This is a genomic window from Mesorhizobium sp. P171375, from assembly GCF_057786075.1.
In genome coordinates this window covers 5,219,225-5,238,760 of the sequence record NZ_JBYNWF010000001.1, presented here as the reverse complement: position 1 = coordinate 5,238,760, position 19,536 = coordinate 5,219,225, and the positions used below count along the sequence as shown (strand labels likewise).

The 19,536-nt window shown below is 63.5% G+C and carries 16 protein-coding genes; 10 read left to right on the top strand and 6 right to left on the bottom strand.

The features are described 5' to 3' along the window. Positions 1-6: 6 nt before the first annotated feature. Positions 7-549, bottom strand: a complete 543-nt coding sequence (locus tag ACYHH6_RS25535) for a helix-turn-helix domain-containing protein (RefSeq protein WP_435053389.1) — start codon at positions 547-549, stop codon at positions 7-9. 282 nt (positions 550-831) lie between these two features. Here ACYHH6_RS25535 and ACYHH6_RS25530 point away from each other — a divergent pair, with 282 nt between their 5' ends. Beyond that, complete coding sequence (locus ACYHH6_RS25530) at positions 832-1,536, top strand: nitroreductase (protein ID WP_192257567.1); 705 nt, start codon at positions 832-834, stop codon at positions 1,534-1,536. A 22-nt stretch (positions 1,537-1,558) separates the two neighbouring features. Here the strand turns inward: ACYHH6_RS25530 and ACYHH6_RS25525 are convergent, their stop codons facing one another. The 5 genes from ACYHH6_RS25525 to ACYHH6_RS25505 form a co-directional block, all read right to left on the bottom strand. After that, positions 1,559-3,001: an MFS transporter gene (locus ACYHH6_RS25525; RefSeq protein WP_352587910.1), complete on the bottom strand. Its 1,443-nt coding sequence runs from the start codon at positions 2,999-3,001 to the stop codon at positions 1,559-1,561. A 158-nt stretch (positions 3,002-3,159) separates the two neighbouring features. Next, complete coding sequence (locus ACYHH6_RS25520) at positions 3,160-3,762, bottom strand: sarcosine oxidase subunit gamma (RefSeq protein WP_352587913.1); 603 nt, start codon at positions 3,760-3,762, stop codon at positions 3,160-3,162. Beyond that, positions 3,755-6,751 (bottom strand): sarcosine oxidase subunit alpha, encoded by a 2,997-nt coding sequence (locus ACYHH6_RS25515; RefSeq protein ID WP_352587916.1) that lies wholly within the window; start codon positions 6,749-6,751, stop codon positions 3,755-3,757. Before ACYHH6_RS25515 ends, ACYHH6_RS25520 begins: the two co-directional genes overlap by 8 nt. Beyond that, complete coding sequence (locus ACYHH6_RS25510; protein ID WP_023670367.1) at positions 6,748-7,044, bottom strand: sarcosine oxidase subunit delta; 297 nt, start codon at positions 7,042-7,044, stop codon at positions 6,748-6,750. The genes ACYHH6_RS25515 and ACYHH6_RS25510 overlap by 4 nt, the downstream gene beginning before the upstream one ends. A gap of 12 nt (positions 7,045-7,056) precedes the next feature. Beyond that, complete coding sequence (locus ACYHH6_RS25505) at positions 7,057-8,316, bottom strand: sarcosine oxidase subunit beta (RefSeq protein WP_352587919.1); 1,260 nt, start codon at positions 8,314-8,316, stop codon at positions 7,057-7,059. Positions 8,317-8,500: 184 nt separating this feature from the next. Between ACYHH6_RS25505 and ACYHH6_RS25500 the strand changes: the two genes are divergently transcribed. The 9 genes from ACYHH6_RS25500 (at position 8,501) to ACYHH6_RS25460 (ending at position 19,457) form a co-directional block, all read left to right on the top strand. Then, positions 8,501-10,990, top strand: a complete 2,490-nt coding sequence (locus tag ACYHH6_RS25500; protein ID WP_352587921.1) for a mechanosensitive ion channel family protein — start codon at positions 8,501-8,503, stop codon at positions 10,988-10,990. 144 nt (positions 10,991-11,134) lie between these two features. Further along, entirely contained in the window at positions 11,135-11,398 is a 264-nt protein-coding gene (locus ACYHH6_RS25495) for a hypothetical protein (RefSeq protein WP_112565226.1), read from the top strand. A gap of 207 nt (positions 11,399-11,605) precedes the next feature. After that, positions 11,606-13,039 carry a UbiA family prenyltransferase gene (locus ACYHH6_RS25490; RefSeq protein ID WP_352587924.1) on the top strand — a complete coding sequence of 478 codons (1,434 nt, stop codon included), beginning with the start codon at positions 11,606-11,608 and terminating at the stop codon, positions 13,037-13,039. A gap of 1 nt (position 13,040) precedes the next feature. Further along, positions 13,041-14,393, top strand: coding sequence for an FAD-binding oxidoreductase (locus ACYHH6_RS25485; protein ID WP_352587927.1), 1,353 nt, complete (start codon positions 13,041-13,043; stop codon positions 14,391-14,393). Between the two features lie 122 nt (positions 14,394-14,515). Further along, a complete protein-coding gene (locus tag ACYHH6_RS25480; RefSeq protein WP_352587930.1) occupies positions 14,516-14,950 on the top strand; it encodes an EamA family transporter in 435 nt (144 codons plus the stop codon). After that, positions 14,947-15,954, top strand: a complete 1,008-nt coding sequence (locus ACYHH6_RS25475; RefSeq protein ID WP_352587933.1) for an NAD-dependent epimerase/dehydratase family protein — start codon at positions 14,947-14,949, stop codon at positions 15,952-15,954. Before ACYHH6_RS25480 ends, ACYHH6_RS25475 begins: the two co-directional genes overlap by 4 nt. A 66-nt stretch (positions 15,955-16,020) precedes the next feature. Further along, positions 16,021-17,451, top strand: coding sequence for an aspartate aminotransferase family protein (locus ACYHH6_RS25470; protein WP_352588213.1), 1,431 nt, complete (start codon positions 16,021-16,023; stop codon positions 17,449-17,451). A 15-nt stretch (positions 17,452-17,466) separates the two neighbouring features. Next, positions 17,467-18,702 carry a hypothetical protein gene (locus ACYHH6_RS25465; protein WP_352587936.1) on the top strand — a complete coding sequence of 412 codons (1,236 nt, stop codon included), beginning with the start codon at positions 17,467-17,469 and terminating at the stop codon, positions 18,700-18,702. Beyond that, the gene (locus tag ACYHH6_RS25460; RefSeq protein WP_352587939.1) at positions 18,699-19,457 is read left to right on the top strand and encodes an FkbM family methyltransferase; all 759 of its coding nucleotides are present in this window, start codon (positions 18,699-18,701) and stop codon (positions 19,455-19,457) included. The genes ACYHH6_RS25465 and ACYHH6_RS25460 overlap by 4 nt, the downstream gene beginning before the upstream one ends. Positions 19,458-19,536: the final 79 nt, after the last annotated feature.

Genomic DNA, 19,536 nt, shown 5'->3' with positions numbered 1-19,536 from the left:
TTCAATTCAATATACGGGCGGGGAAACCACCCAGATGACCACGGCCGGCTCGCTGCCGGGATTGCGCCAGCGGTACGGCTTGCGCTCGAAGCGGAAGGAATCGCCTTCGACTAGACGGTGCCAGACACCCGCTATCTCGATCTCGAAAATGCCCGAAGCGATGTAGCCGGCTTCCTCGGTCGGCCGCAGCTGCTCGGTCTTCAGCTCCGCGCCCGGCGCGAAGATCGAGCGCACCATCTCGAAACTACCGCCGAGATCGGGCGATAGAAGCTCCTCCACCAGGCCGGATTCGCTTGTGCCAAGCGTGCGCCGGCTGCCGGCGCGCACGACGACGCCGCGCTCCTTCTCGATCGGCACGTCGTGGCTGAAGAACAGGCTGAGCGGCACGCCGAACAGGTCGGCGAAGGCCCTTAGGTCGCCGAGCGAAGGGATCGACAGGCCGCGCTCGACCTGGCTGACCCAGCCGACGGAGCGGCCGAGCTTCAGGGCGATCTCGGCCAGCGTCAGCCCACGCGCCTTGCGCAGCGCACGGATATCGCTCGCCAGCAGGCGTTCGTCAGGTCCCTGCAATGTTTTGGCGATAGCTGGGGACAAAACGCTCACTTTATGAAAATTCCGGAGTGAATTTCATGAGAGCCCACACCCGTGAAAAAATCAAGGGGATTTTCATGGGGCCACAAGATTTGCTTGCGCGATTTTGACGGTTCATGCAAAGGCTCGGCCACGAACGGCTGATGTGGGGGCGCCGGGTCGGCGACCAAGGTTTGGAATCTGCGCAAGGTCTCTCTGAACGCCGTTTCGGCTTTCCGGGTATGCGCAAAGGGACGGCCCATGCTGGAAAAAAACGCCCAAATCGCGCAGGACGCGGCTGTTGTCGACGAGGCGATTCTGTCGCGCCGTTCGGTGCGCGCCTTTCTGCCCGACATGGTCGATGACGAGACGATCCGCGCCATTCTCTCCGTTGCCGCGCGCGCGCCTTCCGGCACCAACATGCAGCCATGGCGGGTCTATGTGGTCAAGGGCGAGATCAAGCAGCAGATATCAGATGCCATCCTCAACTCCGGTATCCGCGCCGAAAAGGCCGATTGGGATGAGTATCGCTATTATCCCACCCAGTTCTTCGAACCTTATCTGACCCGCCGGCGTGCCAACGGTTTCGGGCTCTACGGGGCGCTTGGCATCGGTCGCCGCGAGGTCGACAAGATGCGCGCCCAGCACGACCGCAACTTCGTCTTCTTCGATGCGCCGGTCGGCATGATCTTCACCATCGACCGGCGGCTGAACCAGGGTTCGTGGATCGATTATGGGATGTTCTTGCAGAACATCATGGTGGCGGCGCGGGGCAGGGGCCTGCACACCTGCCCACAGGCAGCCTTCGCGCCTTATCACCGGCAGATCCGGCCGGTGCTCAACATTCCCGACGAGGAGATCGTCGTCTGCGGCATGGCGCTCGGCCATGAGGACACGTCCAAGCCCGAAAACGACTTCCGCACCGACCGCGTGCCGCTGGAAGAGTGGGTGACGTTCAGCGAATAGGGCGGGTCTTAGCTCGCCGGTTCTATTCCACGGTCATCTGCGCGCCGTGACCGCTGACATGGGCGCCGTCCTGCGGCGTCAGCTTGAGATAGGCGATCAGCGCGCATAGCGTGATGACGCCCTCGACCACGAACAGGATGCGGAAATCGTTGGTCACGGCAGGCCCGCCGCCAGCCAGGAAGGACAGCAGCGCCGCCGCCAGGCCGACGCTGATCGCCACCGCCAGCTGCCACAGAATGTAGTAGAGCGCGCTGAAGCGGGCGAGCTGGTCGGGTGCGATGTCGGAATAGGCGAGATTGCCGGTCGACGCCCACTGCGCCGAGCGCAGGACACCGAAGGCGAAGATATAGGCAAGCACGATCCAGACCGGTGTGGTGGCCTCTATCAAGGCGAAGCCGGCAACCATGGCGGCAACGATCGGCGTGTTGACGACCAGAACGCGGCGAAAGCCGAAGCGGTTGAGCAGGCGCGGCATGAAGACACGCATGATCAGCGATCCGATAGCGGCAACGAAGGTCAGCGATCCCGCCTGCACCGCGCTCATGCCGAAGCCGAGCTGGAACATCAGCGGCAGCAGGAAGACGACGGAGCTTAATCCGATCGTGTCCAGTCCGCCGCCGGTGAGGAAGGAGATGCGGAAGGTGCGGATGCGCAAGAGCTTCAGGTCAAGCAAGGGGTTGCGGGCACGCAGGCAGTAGAAGGAGGCGACCGTCAGGATGACGATCGCCAGCGCCAGCTCGGCCGCGATCATGCTGCCGGCGGCATCTTTCGCGGCAAGCGAGTCCATGCCGAAGACCAGCAGCACCATGCCGCTGCCGACCAGCAGGAAGCCTGGAAAATCAAACGGCGTGCGCACCGGTTTGGTCACCGTCGGAAACAGCGAAGCGGCAAGGACGGCGGCCGCCAGCGCGAACGGCACGTTGATGAAGAAGATCCAGCGCCAGGAAATGTAGGTGGTGAGCGCGCCACCGACGAGCGGCCCGACAAGCGGTCCGGACTGGCCGGCGAGCGAAATGTACATGTTGATCTTCAGCGTGCGGCTGCGCGGGAAGGTCGACAGGATGACGACCTGGCCGAGCGTGCCCATCAAGGCGCCGCCAAACCCTTGCAGGGCGCGGGCGCCGACCAGCGTCCAGATGTCGTTGGACAGCCCGCAGAGCGCCGATGACGCCGCAAACACCAGCAAGGCGAAGCAGTAGACATTGCGCAGGCCGAAGCGGTCGGCGGCCCAGCCGCCGAGCGGCATCGAGATGATCAAACTGGCGACATAGACGGTGATCAACAGGCCAAGCTGGCTCGGCGGGCGGCCGAGGCTCTCGCTGATACCGGGCAGGGCGGTGACCACGACATTCTGGTCGAGACTGGTCATGAACACGCCGCAGGCGACCGTCAGCGGCAGCAGGAGCAAGGCTCTGGCCGACACATCGGCGCGACCCGTGGCGCCGGCGGATAGTTCTGCGGTCATGGGGATGTTCGAACCAAACGACGATGCCGACCCTGAGACGGGATCTTTTGACCCCTTGGACCGGTTGGACGGCCACATCTTCCATCATGGGCGTCTGCAGCAGGATTCTCTAGCGGCAGAACCGGCTGGCCTTGATGCCAGAACGGCTATTCGGCCACCTACTGCACCTCGTAGCCGACTTCCTCACTGGCGTGACAAAGCGCCTTCCAGAACGAACGGGCGAAGGAGCGGAAGACATAGATGTCGAACTGGTCGGCGCCGGTGCGCTGGATCTGGGCGAAGATATCGTGATGGGTGGTTGAGCGGCCGGCGCCGATGGGGAAGGCGGGCAAAGCGAAGTCAATGGCGAAGAATTTCGCCAGCACCCATTCGGCCTTCGGCCCGGCGATGCGGATGGCGGTGCGGCCATGCGACAGGTCGGTGACGGTGCCGATGGCCGGGGTGACGGCCTTGGCAAAGGCCGATGCCAGGCCCTCGGCACCGTCAACGACCGTGAACTTTCCCGGCGCGAAGCCGAATACGGCCTTGCCGTCCCTGGCAACGCCGCCGCCGGCGCCATCAGGCAGCGCGAGGCCGGTGACCTTGCGGATCGCATCGATCAGCTGCTTCTCCGCGCCCGGCCATGCGGCAAGCTGCAGGATCGAGCCCGGCCGGGTCTCGGTCAGGATGACATCGACGCCATGTTCGAAATTGCCGTGCGAACCCGGATGGAATACCGGCTCGAGCGGCGAAAGGCGTTCGGGTGATTGGCGCTCAGCCATGCATGCGGCTCCCGTCCGGGTCGTAGAAGTGGTTGGAGACGATCTCGACCGGCCCGAAACGCTTGCGCAGCGGATCGGAGACGAACGCACGGGTCCCATGCCTCGCCTTGCCGCCCTCGATCAGGGCCAGCGCGATATGCTTGCCGAGTGCCGGCGAATAGCAGCAGGCGGTGATGTGGCCGAGCGAATCGTGCGGATTGGTCTCGTCCAGCTCCGCCACGATGTGGGCGCCGCCGTTAAGCGGCAGGTTGTCGAGCGAGACCAGGCCGACCAGCTGCAGCCGGTCGGGCGCGATCAGGCCTTCGCGGTCCATCATCGCCGAGCCGATGAACGGCTTCTTCTTCGATAGCATCCAGTCGAGATGCAGGTCGCGCGCCGTGGTGCGGCCGTCGATCTCGGCGCCGGTGACGTGCCCCTTTTCGATACGCATCGTGCCCAGCGCCTCCAGCCCGTAGGTGACCAGGCCGAACGGCTTGCCGGCTTCGATCAAGGCTTCCCAGACATGTGTGCCGTAGCCTGCGCCGGAATAGACCTCGAAGGCCATCTCGCCGGAGAAAGACAGCCGGCAAATCATCACCGGAACGCCGGCAATCTGTCCATGCACGATGCCCATGAAGGGCAGGGTTGTGTTGTCGACGGCAGTGCCGGTGACGCAGGCGGCGAGGATGGCCCGAGCCTTCGGCCCACCGATCGCGGCACCTGCCCATTCGTCGGTCACCGAGGTGACGTGCACCTTCAGCTCCGGCCAGATGACGTCGAGGAAATATTCCAGATGCTGCATCACCTTGCCGGCATTGGCCGTGGTGGTGGTCATCAGGAAATCCTGTTCGCCCAGCCGCCATGTGGTTCCGTCGTCGAAGGCGAGCCCGTCTTCGCGCAGCATCAGCCCGTAGCGGGCCTTGCCGACGGCAAGCGTGGAAAACATGTTGGTGTAGACGCGGTCGAGGAATTCCGCCGCTTCCGGTCCCTGCACGGCGATCTTGCCCAGCGTCGAGACATCGACGATGCCGGCGCTCTCGCGCGTCGCCTTGGCTTCACGAACATAGGCCTGCTCGATCGTCTCGCCGGCAAGGCCGTAGATCATCGGCCGGAACCAGAGGCCGGCCGAATACATGGTCGCGCCATTGGCGAGGTGCCAGTCATGCATCGGCGTCAGCCGCTCGGGCTTCAGATCGCCGAAACGTTCGGCGGCGAGCGAGCCGATCGACACCGCCGAATAGGGCGGGCGGAAGCGTGTCGTGCCGACTTCGGGGATCGGTTTACCCAACGCCTCGGCCATGATGGCGAGACCGGGCACATTGGAGTTCTTGCCCTGGTCGGTCGCCATGCCGAGCGTGGTGTAGCGCTTCAGGTGCTCGACCGAGACAAAGCCTTCGCGATGCGCCAGCCGCACGTCTTCGGCGGTGACGTCATGCTGGAAGTCGACAAAGCTTTTGCCTTTCGCCTTGATCTCGAACACCGGCGCCGGATTGGGATCCCCAGGGGCTGCTTCGACATCGGGCAAGGCTGCCGGCGCGCTTGCGCCGCCTGCCGAGGACAGGCCGGCGGCGCGGCCCTCAGTGATGGCTTCGACGGTCGAAAAGCTGCCATTGAAAGCGCCCGCACCGATCCAGCGCTGCTGGGTCGGCTTCGGTGGCAGGAAGGCCTGGCGGGCAGGGTTCCATTCGGCCCTCGCGCCGGCCTGGCTGGCCAGGTGGATCGTCGGCGACCAGCCGCCCGACATCAGCAGGCAATCGGCGTGGATGCTGCGGGCGTCACCGCTGAGCAAGCCGGAGTTCATGTCGAAGCGCTGCACCTTGAGGCCGGAGAGCGCCTTGCCGCCCTCGGTGGCGACCACGGCATGGCCGGAGAGGATTTCGGCTTCGGCCTCGGTGGCGAGGCTTCGCATCTCAGAGGAAAGCTCGGGGCGCACGTCGACGATGGCGACAATGGCCGCGCCGGCCTTCTTCAGCGCCAGCGCCGAGCGATAGGCGCTGTCATTGTTGGTGAACAGCGCAATCCTGTCGCCGGGCAGCACGCCATAGTCATTGGCATAGCGCTCGGCCGCATGCGCCAGCATAACGCCCGGCCGGTCATTGCCTGGAAACACCAGCGGCCGCTCAAACGAGCCGGTGGCCAGCACCACCGTTTTGGCGCGGATGGCCCAGTAGCGATGGCGCGGTTCGCCCTTGCCAGGCACTTCCTTGTGATCGGTGACGCGCTCGAGCGCGGCCAGCGTGTTGCCGTCATAATAGCCCCACACCGTGGTGCGCGGCAGCAGGCGGACCGTGTCGTGGCCTTCGAGCTGGCTGACGGTGCGCGCCGCCCAGTCGGCGGCCGGCGCGCCGTCGATGGTCTCGCCCGACCAGTTGGCCGAGCCGCCAAAACGCGGCTCGAGCTCGGCCAGGATGACGCGCGCGCCCTGATCGGCAGCCGTCTTTGCGGCCGACAGGCCGGCCGGGCCGGAGCCGACCACCAGCACGTCGCAAAACGCGTTCATCCGCTCGTAGCGCGAGGTGTCGGCGGCAATGCCGGCCTTGCCGAGACCGGCGGCGCGGCGAATGAAATGCTCGCAGAACATCCAGAAGCGGGTGCCTTTGAGTGGGCCGAAGACCGGACCCATGAAGGTCTTGTAGTAGAAGCCGGCGGCCAGGATCTTGCCGCCGAGCTGGTTGATGGCGTTGACGTCCCAGGCGAGAGAGGGGAAACGGTTCTGGCTGACGGCCACCAGCCCGTCATAAATCTCGACCATGGTCGCGGCGACGTTCGGCTCGCGCACTTCGCCGCGCAGCACCGTCACCAGGGCGTTTGGTTCCTCGACGCCGGCCGACAGCAGGCCGCGCGGGCGGTGGTATTTGAACGAGCGGCCGAACAGCGTAACGCCGTTGGCAAGCAAGGCCGAGGCCAGCGTGTCGCCGGCATGGCCGGTGTAGGGCGTGCCGTCAAATGTGAAGCGGATGGTGCGCAGCCGGTCGATGCGGCCGCCGGTTTCAGTGCGGCGCGGACTCACGACTTGCCCCCCGCCTTGTGCCGGGCGGCGGCATTGTGGTCGCCGCGCGCGAAACCGGTGCTGGAAATCTCATGCGTGACCGTGTTGCGCACCATTCTCAGATGCGTGCGGCAGCCGCCGGAATGCTGCCAGATCTCATTGTGGTCGCCGGCCGGGTTCAGCCGGTCGTAGACATAGGCGTTCCAGGCGTCGAGATCCTGCGAGTTGGGCTGCGGGCGCTCGCGGTTGCCGTCGCCCTGATAGGTGAACTCGATGACGTCGCGCGGGCCGCAATAGGGACAGGTGATAAGCATCTTGTTCTTTCCCTAGTGCAGCCGAGGCGTCGCGCCCTGGCCCTTGTCGTCTATGACGAGGCCACGGTGGAAGCGGTCGAGGGTGAAGGGCGCGTTGAACTCGTGCGGCTCGTCCTTGGCGATGGTGTATGCAAAGCACCAGCCCGAAGCCGGCGTCGCCTTGAAGCCGCCATAGCACCAGCCGCAGTTGAGATACATGCCCGGCAGCGGCCCAGCGGTGATGATCGGCGAACCGTCCATCGACATGTCGCAGACGCCACCCCAGGAGCGCAGCATGCGCACGCGGGCAAGGCCGGGAAACAGCGCCAGCATCTCGCTCATCACCTCGTCGACGATCGGCAGGTTGCCGCGCTGGGCGTAGCTGTTGTAGCCGTCGATGTCGCCGCCATAGACGAGGCCGCCCTTGTCGGACTGTGACATATAGAAATGGCCCATGCCGAAGGTCAGCACCGTGTCGATGAAGGGTTTTAGCGATTCGGTGACGAAGGCCTGCAGCACATGGCTCTCGATCGGCATTCTGTCGACGCCGGCAAGCTGCATCACCCGTCCGGTGCTGCCGGCAACCGCCACGGCGACCTTCTTGCCGCGGATTTCGCCGCGCGTCGTTTGCACGCCGGTGATGCGGTCGCCGTCGCGCAGGAAGCCGGTGACCTCGCAATTCTCGATGATGTCGACGCCGCGCCGGTCGGCGCCGCGTGCATAGCCCCAGGCCACCGCATCGTGGCGGGCGGTGCCGGCGCGCGGCTGCATCAGGCCGCCGACGATGGGAAAGCGCGCCGAGGCCGAAACGTCCAGCGCCGGCACCAGCCGCTTGATCTCGGCGGTGCTCATCAACTCGGCGTCGACGCCGAGATGGCGCATAGCGTTGCCGCGCCGTGCATAGTCGTCGAACTGGGCCGGCGTATGGGCCAGGTTCAGGCAGCCGCGCTGCGAGAACATGACGTTGTAGTTGAGGTCGTGTGACAGGTTCTCCCACATCTTCATCGAATGTTCGTAGAAGCGGGTGTTGGAGGGCAGCAGGTAGTTGGAGCGCACGGCCGTGGTGTTACGGCCGACATTGCCGGAGCCCAGCCAGCCCTTCTCCAGCACCGCGACATTGGTGATGCCGTGCTCCTTGGCCAGATAATAGGCCGTCGACAGGCCATGGCCGCCGCCGCCGATGATGATGACATCATAGGAGGCCTTGGGCTCGGGCTTGCGCCAGGCCGGTTTCCAGTCCTGGTTTCCCTTGAGCGCGTTCGTGAGAAGCGAAAGGGCTGAATACTCCGCCATTCTTCATGCCATCCTTGGTGCGATGCGGCAGACTATAGAGCAGGCGGCGGGCGCAAAGCCAAGATTGCGCCATGGCTTTTCGACTGGCCGACGCCGCGATGCGACGGCTTGCCCCACGATATGGCCGTCTTTATCAAGGACAGGCTTTTTGAATGCCTTTGCCGCCCGTGAGTCACCAATAGTCATGCTTTTGAGATTGCTTCGCCTCATTTTGGTTTTCACGCTGATCATTTCGGCGTCGCCTTCGTTCGAGGCGATGGCGCAGGCGCTGGGCCAGGGCTCCGCCGGCTTGATCACCGATCAGCAGAAGGTCATCAAGGGCCTGACGGCCAAAACCGACGATCTCGAGAAGAAAATACAGCAGGACGGCGAGGACGATGCCTCCCTCGTCGATATCCGTCTGCAGCTGGAGGATTTGTCGCGGGCGGCGCTGACCAGTGCGCTGGCGTTCCGTTCGCGGCTCACCGACATCAACAATCGCATCGAGGTGCTGGGTCCTCCTCCGGCGGCGGGCCAGCCGCAGGAGCCCGACATCGTGACCGGCGAGCGCCAGGCGCTGGCATCGGAAAAGGCCGAGATCAACGCGGTTGTCGCCAGCGCTCAGAACCTGTCGATCCGCATCAGTGGGCTGATCGACAAGATCGGCAATATGCGCAGCGAACTGTTCCGCAACCTGCTGACCAAGCGCTATGTGCTGTCCGACGTGCTGAGCCCGCAGGTTTTTTCCGACGCCCGCGACGAATACGCCAACCTTTTCAGGGCGGTGTCGTCCTGGCTCACCTTTGCCTTCAAGTTCAAGTTCCAGGCGATGCTCGCGGCGACCTTCATGTCGTTGGGGCTGGCCGCGATATTGTTCGTCGGCGGACGCCGCCTGTTCGGGCGTATCTTCGAAGCCGATCCATCGGTCGAGGACCCCACCTATCTCAGCCGCCTGTCGGTGGCGTTCTGGTCGACCTTGCTGCCGACGCTGGCGGTCGGCGCCTTTCTCGCTTCGACGGTCTTCCTGTACAATTATTACAATGTGCTGCGCGGCGACATCGGCCTCTTCCTCAACGCGCTGGCTGGCGTCATCGCCGTCGTTTTCTGCGTCAACCGCCTGACCAATGCGGCGCTGGAACCGCGGCAGCCGAACTGGCGCCTGATCCAGGTTGAGACCGGCCCGGCGCGTTGGCTGGTGCGCCTGACGACAGCCATGGCGATTGTCATCGGCGTCCACTATTTCCTGGCGGTGGTCAACGACAGTATGGGCTCGCCGCTGTCGCTGACGGTCGCCAGAAGTTTTGTCGCCGCCATCATCGTCGGCGTCATCCTGATCCTGATGGCGCTGCTGAGGCCGTACAAAGGCTCCGATGGAAGCTGGCGTCCGTGGCCAACCTGGCTGCGCTATACCGCCATCGCGCTCGGCCTGGCCACCATTGTGGCAGCGCTGTTCGGCTATATCGGCCTGGCCATCTTCGTTTCGGTCCAGGTCGTGGTCACCGGCACCATCCTGGTCACCGCCTATATCGGCTTTCTGTCGGCACGCGAGATCGGCGAGGAGGGCGGTTTCGCCGGCACCTCGATCGGGCGCTGGCTGTCGGCCAATGCCAGCTACGAGGACACCGCGCTCGACCAGCTCGGCCTGGTCGTCAGCGTCGCCATCAACCTGATGATCGTGCTGGTGTTCCTGCCGCTGATCCTGTTTATGTGGGGGTTCCAGCCCGGCGACATCCAGGCCTGGGCCTACAAGCTGGCAACAGGCATCACCATCGGCTCGGTGACGATTTCGGTCACCGGCATCCTCAGCGGCATCGTCGTTTTCATCATCGGCTATTTCCTGACCCGCTGGTTCCAGGGCTGGCTCGACGGTTCGGTGATGGCGCGCGGCAAGGTCGATACCGGCGTGCGCAATTCGATCCGGCTGGCGGTCGGTTATGCCGGCGTCGCGGTCGCCGGTCTCGTCGGCATCTCGGCGGCGGGCATCGACCTCTCCAACCTGGCGCTCGTTGCCGGCGCACTTTCGCTGGGTATCGGTTTTGGCCTGCAGAATGTCGTGTCCAACTTCGTGTCCGGCCTGATCCTGCTGGCCGAGCGGCCATTCAAGGTCGGTGACTGGATCGTCGCCGGCGACACCTCAGGCACGGTCAAGAAGATCAGCGTGCGCGCCACCGAGATCGAGACCTTCCAGCGGCAGTCGGTGATCCTGCCCAACTCGAACCTGATCAACAACGCCGTCGGCAACTGGACGCACCGCAACAAGCTGGGGCGTGTGGAGATCAAGGTCGGCGTCGCCTATGGCAGCGACGTCAAGCGGGTGCACGCCATCCTCTTGGAGATTGCGCGTGGCCATCCGCTGGTCCTGAAGAACCCGGAGCCCTTCGTGCTGTTCACCAATTTCGGTGCGGCGGCACTCGAGTTCGAGATCCGCGTGTTTCTTGCCGATGTGCTGAACGGGGCCATCGTGCAGAACGATATCCGCTTTGCCGTGCTCGATGCTTTTGACGCCGAACATATCGAAATCCCCTCGACGCCGCGCGCCGAAGTCAAGGTCAAGCAGACCGAGGCATGGCCGCTCGACGACGACAAGATCGAAGTCGAATTCGCCGAGAAGCAGCAGGCGGAGGCCGAAGCCGCCGCCGAGAAGGCGCGCCTGGCCAAATCAGGCCGCAAGGCGCGCAAACCCGATCCCAGCTAGGGCCTGGGCTCCTACCAAACCAATTGCGGCATGAATGCGGCATTCAGTTGCGGTTCAGCTTGCATCTCATATAAGCTCACATGCAAAGGCGAGAATGCCTTGCGAAATGCAACAGAGGCGGTGTGGAAACACCGATATTGCAAAATGTGGAAGTCGCTCGTCGTCGCCATCGCTCTTACCGCAGCGAATGGCTCGGCCTTTGCCGCCAGCGCGGTCAACAAGGACGCTGAGACCCGTACGCTGATCGTGACGGAAGGCGGCGGCAAGACGGAGCTGGCGCTGGCCGCCGGCGAAACCGTGGAATTCTGCCCCAACGGCTGTTTCGTCACCTTACCCAATGGTGACCTCGAGGCCCTGACCGGCTCGGAAACGGTCGAAATTTCGGGTGGCGTCGCTCGCATCAAGTAAAGTCGGCGGGCAGCTCTTGCAAAGGCCGGGCAATGCCCGGCCTTTTATTGTTCGTGGTATTGATTGCTTAACAATGACGCGGGAAATATCGTCGCGCCTACCGGCTGCAACCAGGCGTTTTAACGTTCACTACGCCGTTCCGCCGCTATACCCTTGGGAAGACGCCGAAGCAGGGCGCGACGGGTTTATGAGCAGGACAGGACAGACATGGATGCGCGGTCGGACAAGAACGCAATCCCGCTTGCGGTCGACCTCGACGGCACGCTGATTGCGACCGACCTTTTGTGGGAAGGCCTGTTCATCCTTCTCAAGAAGAATCCGCTCTACATCTTCCTGGTTCCGTTCTGGCTGGCCGCCGGCCCGGCGCGGCTGAAGCAAGCCATCGCCGACCGCATCGACATCGATCCGGCCTCGCTACCCTATCGCGAAGCGCTGCTGCAGCGCCTGCGAGCCGACCATGTGGACGGCCGCAAGATCGTGCTGGCGACAGGAACGCCACGCAAGTTCGCCGAGGCGATCGCCGCCCATCTGGGCATCTTCGATTATGTGCTGGCGACCGACGGTCCACACAACATGACCTCGGGCCGCAAGCGCGACGCGCTCATCGCCGCCTATGGCGATGGTGGTTTCGACTATGTCGGCAACAGCCGCCACGATCTCAAGGTTTTCGAAGCCGCGCGCGACGCCATCGTCGTGGCGCCCGACCGCCACGCGAAGCGCTGGCAGGCCGCGCATAGCGCCGAAATGGTGCCGGCGCCAAAAAGGACATTGAAGACATTCGTCAAGATGCTGCGGATGCATCAGTGGCTGAAGAATTCGCTGATCGCGGTGCCGATGGTGCTGTCGCACGAATACTTCAACGCCAACATGATCTGGCAATGCATGCTGGCGTTCGTCTCCTTCAGTGCGGTGGCTTCGGCGATCTACATCCTCAACGATTTCTTCGACCTAGCGCTCGACCGCAAGCACCCGACCAAACGCAACCGGCCGTTCGCCAGCGGCGCGCTGTCGATCCCGTTCGGCCTCGGCGCGATGGCCGGCCTGTTGGCGATCGGCATTGCAGCTGGGTTGCTGTTGCCGATCGAGTTCCTGGGTGTGCTCGCCGGCTACATTGTGGTGACCACGGCCTATTCGCTGTCGTTCAAGCGCATGCTTCTGGTCGACGTGCTGACGCTGGCCGGCCTCTACACGGTGCGCGTGCTGGCAGGCGCCGCGGCAACCGGCGTCGAGGTCTCGTTCTGGCTGCTCGCCTTCTCGATTTTCTTCTTCCTGTCGCTGGCGCTGGTGAAGCGCTATGTCGAACTGCGCACCACGGCCATTCCGGTGGGCGAGCGTATTGCAGGCCGCGGCTACCGCATCGAAGACCAGGAGATCGTCGCCCAGGCGGGCATGGCGTCGGCCTTCTCCTCGGCGCTGGTGCTGGCGCTCTATATGGACAGCGCCGCCGTGCGCGAACTCTATCCGCATCCCTGGCTGGTCTGGCCGCTGGCACCGATCGTGCTGTATTTGACCATGCGCGTCTGGATCCTGGCGCGCCGCGACGAGATGAACGACGATCCGGTCGTCTTCATCATCCGTGACTGGCGCAGCCAGATCATCGTGGCTATCGGCGCAGCACTGCTGGTCGCCGGAGGCTGGTAGCATGGCGGACGAACGGTTCCAGAGTTTCGGCCGCGCCACGCCGGCCGCAAAGCGGACCATCGCGGCCGATACGGCTGTCGAGCTGATGAAAAGCGGCAAGGCGAAGGCAAACGGCTTGCTCGCCTATGGCAACGGTCGCTGCTACGGTGATTCCTGCCAGAACGAGGCGGGCGCGGTCGTCGATATGCGGCCGCTGAACCGTATCGGCGCCTTCGACGCCGAGACCGGCCTGCTTGAGGCCGAAGCCGGCGTACTCCTGTCCGACATCATTGCGCACGCCGCACCCTACGGCTTCTTTCCGGCGGTGGTTCCGGGTACCCAGTTCGTCACCCTTGGCGGCGCCATCGCCAATGACGTTCACGGCAAGAACCATCACCGGCGCGGTACCTTTGGTTGCCACGTCGAATCGCTGACGCTGCTGCGCTCGGACGGTCGAACCTACATTTGCTCGGCAACCGACAATGCCCGGCTGTTTGCGGCGACGATCGGCGGCATGGGGCTGACCGGCCTGATCCTGTCGGCCTCGATCCGGCTGATGCGGGTGCCTTCTCTCGACATCGTCGAGACGGCGACGCGGTTTGCCGATCTCAGTGAATTCTTCGAACTGGCCGAGGCCGCCGACCAGGCCAATGAATATGCCGTCGCCTGGATCGACCAGCTGGCCGGCGGCCATGGCCGCGGGCGCGGCCTGTTGCTGTCGGGCAATCACGCCGAGCATGGCTCGCATGCGGCGTCTCGTGCCGGCTCCCGCCTTTCGGTACCGATTCAGCCGCCGTTCAACGTGCTCAACCGGCCGTTCCTGACTGCTTTCAACGCCGCCTACCGGTGGAAGAAAGGGCGCTCGGCGGCGCCGCACCAAACCGGCTATCAGGGCTTTTTCTTTCCGCTGGACGGTGTCGGTGACTGGAACCGGCTCTATGGCCCAAAAGGTCTCTACCAGCACCAGAGCGTGGTGCCGGAAAATGTCGCGCGCCAGGCTGTGCCGTCGCTGCTCGACGCGGCGCGGCGGGCCGGGCAGGGCTCCTTCCTCACCGTGCTGAAACGCTTCGGGTCGATCCGCTCACCGGGTCTGCTGTCCTTTCCGCGGCCCGGCTTCACGCTGACGCTCGATTTCCCCAATCGCGGCGGCAGGACGCTGGCACTGCTTGGCGAACTCGACCGCATCACGGTCGCGGCCGGCGGCGCGGTCAATCCCTACAAGGATGCGCGGATGGGGCCTGAGACTTTCGAGGCATCCTTCCCGCAGTGGCAGCGGCTGGAGGCGCTGCGCGACCCTGCGTTCATGTCCAGTTTCTGGCTGCGAACAGCGAAAAAGCTCGGCATGAGGCCGGGGCGCGTCGAGGCGGCGGAATAGGTAGAGTTCGAATAGTTTATGGTAAATAGACCGTAAATCCCAGGGTAGTTCAAACATTGTCGTGGCTTCACGAAATGTTTGCAGGTTAGTAGTAGGACCGTCGCAAGCGGCGGGTGGAAAATATGAAATATATCGTCTTCATTCTGTTCACAGTCATGACCAATGCCGCGGCGCAGCTGATGCTGAAGCAAGGCATGATGTCGCTCGGCCCGATTTCGTTCGAAGGCACCAACCCGCTTCTGAAGCTCCTGCAGATCGTCTTCAGCCCATGGGTGTTCCTCGGCCTGTGCACCTTCGTCATCTCGATGGCCTCGCATCTCTATGTGCTGTCCAAGGTCGAGCTCAGCTTTGCCTATCCGTTCCTCAGCCTTGCCTATGTCGCGGTGGCGATCTTCGCCTATTTCATCTTCCGCGAGGACCTCAACGCCTGGCGCATCGCCGGCATCGCCTTCATCTGTGTCGGCACCGTGCTGATCGCGCAAAGCGGGCGCGGACATGACAACCAGACGGCTTCCATTGACCCCGACAAGATCCAGACAAACGAGATCGTTCGATGAGACATATAATTTTCGGCGGTGACGGCTTCGTCGGCCGTCATCTTGCCCCGAAGCTTGTGGCCGACGGCGAAGAGATTGTCGTTGCCGACATCGTCAAGAGCGACCTGCCGCATTATCGTTCGGTCCGTTTCGTCACCTGCGATGTCACCGATCCGGCCTCGGTGGCCAAGGTCGGTTTGAAGGCCGATGACATGGTCTACAATCTGTCGGCCAAGATGCTGTCGCCGATCCAGGTGCGGGCCAAGCGCCACGACTTCTTCTTCCCGGTGAATTTCCACGGCACCGAACACATCATGCAGGCCATGGGCAAGGCCGGCGCACCGAAGCTCGTCCACTACACCACCGACATGATCTACGGCCACACGGTGACCCAGCCGATGACCGAGGAGCATCCGGTCGCGCCGCTCGGCGAATATGGCTGGTCGAAGCAGAAGACCGAGGAGCTCGCTGCCGAATGGCGCAAGCGCGGCATGTCGATTTCGCTGTTCCGGCCGCGCCTGATCATCGGTCCCGGCCGTCTCGGCATATTGGAAAAACTGTTCAAGCTGATCGACTGGAACCTTCCAGTGCCGATGATCGGTTCAGGCAAGAACCCATATCAGTTCATTTCTGTTTTCGATTGTGCGGAAGCTGCGCGCGCAGCCTGGAAGGCCGGCGTGCCCAACGAGGCCTATAATCTGGGCTCGCTCAATCCGCCGCCGGTGAAGAAATTGCTCGGCGACCTGATCAAGCACGCCGGGTCGAAATCGCTGCTGATCCCGACGCCGGGCTGGGCGGTCAAACGCACGCTCGACCTGCTCGATCTCATGAACATGCCGATCATGGATCCGGAACAATATCTGATCGCCGATGAGGAGTGCGTTCTCGACGTGTCCAAGGCCGAGCGCCAGCTTGGCTGGGTGCCGCAATATCGCGACGAGGACATGCTGATCGCCGCCTACAGCGAATACCGCGCCAAGAAGGACGGCCTTGCCGTCACCGCCAATCATGTCCCCGCTGAATAATGGGACGACCAGGAGAACTCCGAGATGACCGTCATGGCCAAGCCTGAGCAGACGAACGGGCGCACCATGGTCAGCGCACCGTCGCTGTCGCCCACCACTATTGCCAAGCCCGATCTGATCAGCGTCGAGCAGGCGAAGTCGATGGATGTCGCGCGCATGACCGACCTGTTCAAGGCGCATCTCAACCCGGGCCAGCTGCATTTCATGAAGCTGCTCGGCTTCCACAAGATCAAGATCGAACGCGCCGAAGGCATGTTCTATATCGACCAGAACGGCCGCAAGATTCTTGACTTCTTCGGCGGCTTCGGTTCGCTCGCCTTCGGCCACAACCATCCGCGCATCCTGGAGGCCCGCCGCAAATTCCAGGAGGAAAAGCGCCAGGAAATCGCCATCGCCTTCATGTCGCAATATGCGGCGGCACTCGCGCACAACATCGCCAAATGCTCGCCCGGCGATCTCGACATGGTGTTCTTGGGCTCGTCCGGCTCGGAAGCTATGGAAGCAGCGGTGAAGCTCGCCGAGCGTGCTGCCGGTCCCAAGCGTCCCAAAATCGTCTATGCCGAGAACTCCTTCCACGGCAAGACCAAGGGCGTGCTGGGCATCACCGATGGCCAACTCTACCGCGCCGACTTCAAGATGGCGGAGAACACGGTTCGCATCCCGTTCGCCGATATCGACGCGGTCGAGCGCCTGTTCCGCTCCGACCCGGAGGTCGGTGTCATCGTGCTGGAAACCATCCAGGGCGGCGGCGGCATCATCCAGGCACCTGCCGAATACTGGCAGAAGCTGCGCGCGCTTTGCGACCAGTTCGGCGTGCTGTGGGTGGCCGACGAAGTGCAGTGCGGTTATGGCCGTTCCGGCCGCTTCTATGCCTTCGAGCATTACGGCGTCGTGCCTGATGTGACCGCGCTGGCCAAGTCGCTTGGCGCCGGCAAGGCGGCGGTCGGCGCTATGATCGCGCGGCGCGAGGTCTATATGAAGGCCTATGGCACGCCGAAGACGGCGATGATCCACGCCATGGCCACTTTCGGCGGCATGGGCGAGGCCTGCATCACGGCGATCGAGGGCATCAACGTGCTCTATGACGAGAGGCTGATCGACAACGCCGCCTCAACCGGCGATTACTTGCTGCAGCGTCTGCAGGCGTTGAAGGAAAAATATCCGAAGATCATCAAGGATGTGCGCGGCAAGGGCTTCATGGTCGGGCTCGAGTTCCACGACTTTTCGCAGACCTTGCCGATGGTGCTGCGGCCGATCGTCAGCGTGCTCGACGACAAGCTGAAGGGTTCGCTGTCGGGTTTCGTCGGCGCGCTTTTGTTGCGCGACTATGACGTGCTCGTCGCCTTCACCGAATACAACCGCAACGTTATCCGTCTCGAGCCGCCACTGATCTGCCAGCGCGAGCATGTCGACCGCTTTGTCGATGCCTTCGACAGCCTGTTGTCGCGCGGCATCGTTTCGATCGTTAAGGATTTCGTCAAAAGCCAAGTCCGTTAAGTCCTGAGCCAGACGATGCTGAGCAAGTCTCCCGCCTCGCAAAACACACTCGACCGGCTGACGGCGGCCGCTCTCGCGTGGGGCGAGGGGGCTTATGCGCGATGGGCGGCGCCGATCGGCGCGATCGCGTTTTCGCTCTACATCCTGCTCACGGCTTTTACCGCCTGGACGATGCCCGACGCCAATTGGGACATGCTGCCCTACCTCGCGATTGCAGAAGAGGACTCCTATCCCGACGGGCAGGCGCTGCATGACTATGCCTACAGCACGGTCCAGGCCGGTGTGTCGGCCGCCGACTACAAGGCGCTGACCGATGATGGTGGCGGCTTCCGCAGCCATATGGCTGAAAATGCCGCTGACTTCCACTCGCTACTTGGCATGTACCGGATCAAGTTTCTCTACGCCGAAATGCTGTCGACGATGAGCGCGGTGATGTCGCCGGTCGAGGCGATGGGGGTGCTGCAGGTCGTCTCGGTGCTGCTGTTCGGGATGATCACACTGTTGTGGCTGCGAATCGAAGGCGCGCTGGCGCTGGCGCCCGTGGTCGGCGCGGTGCTGATCATGGCCGATTTCGGCGGCACGGCACGCGCCTCGACGCCGGATCTGTTGTGCTCGGCGCTGTTCCTCGGCGGTCTGCTCGCCTATGTGCGCGGCCGCGAAGCAGCGACTGCAATCCTGCTCTTCTTCGCCTTCATGGCGCGGCCGGACAATATTGTTTTCCTTGCCATCTTCGCCGTGTTGCTGGTGGTGTTCCGGCAGCGGACATGGGGGGCACTGGTCGGCTTTTCCGCCTCCTTCATCGCCTATTTCGCCATCTCGCACTGGGCGCAACATCCCGGTTGGTGGCCGCATCTGTGGTTCTCCAGCATCGAGCAGCACTACAATATGGATGGTTTCGAGCCGCCGTTTTCGGTTGGCGCGTATCTCAAGGCGTTCGCCGCGTCCTTCCTTCGCGCCATCAGCATCAACAGCTGGGTCGGCGTCTCAGTGCTCGCGCTGGCCGGGTGGTTTGCGCTCAGCCGCGCCGGCTTTAGGCTCGATCGCCGCGCCGGCATTCTGCTGGCAGCACTTGTACTGGGCGTGCTGGCCAAATTCACCGTCTTCCCGATCCACGACACCCGTATCTATTTCCCCAACCTTTTGCCGCCGTTCCTGCTGCTGGTGGGGCCGATCATGGCACTGTGGACGTCGGCAAGCCCAGGTGGAAGGCGGCCCATCGCCTTGCAGGTCATACCAGGAGATAAGCCTTGAGTTCTGTATCCGGCCTGGCTCGCATTGCCCTTTCGCTCGGCCTGCCCGCCGGCCTGCTCGATCGCGGACCGGCGCTGCGCGGCACGAAATTCCTGGCCAAGGCGGCGCTGAAGGCGCGCTTTAGCGGCGGCGGGCAACCGTTCCAGATGGTCAATGTCGGCGCCTGCGACGGCGCGCTGTTCGACGACGTCACGCCGTGGCTGCATCGCATCCCGCGGGCGCGGGCCGTGCTGGTCGAGCCGATCCCGTACAATCAGAAGCGGCTGCGCGCCAACTATCCCGACACGACCCGATTCATCATCGAGCCGGTTGCGGTGACCAAAACCAAGGGCACGATCACCGTCCACACTTTCGATGCAGCAGCGCTCGAGGCCGGCACATTGCCAATCGAGTTCATCGGCTGCTCGTCGGTCACCGACACCAATTTGATGTCGGGCAAGAATGCCTGGGGTGAGGCCGATGCCAATTTCAACAAATTCGCCCCGCACCTCAGGGATATCGAGGTGCCGTCTGAAACGCTGCAGACGCTGCTCGACCGCAACGGCGTCACGCATATCGACGCCTTCCTCGTCGATTGCGAGGGCGCCGACTGGATCGTCTTCGAACAGCTCGACCTCAAGCGTTACCGTCCCGGCATGATCAAGGTCGAGGTCGGTGCGCTGCCGGCCCCGGAAATCGGCCAGGTCGTGGTCAAGCTGAAGACCGCGGGCTACCAGGTCGGCTTCCAGGCAGAGGACATCTGGGCCTTCGCCTGAGACGGATCGCCACTGAAGACACGCGGGCGCGCTGGTCGCGCCGCATCTGCGACGTGTCGCAAACAGGCGGTAGCTCCAT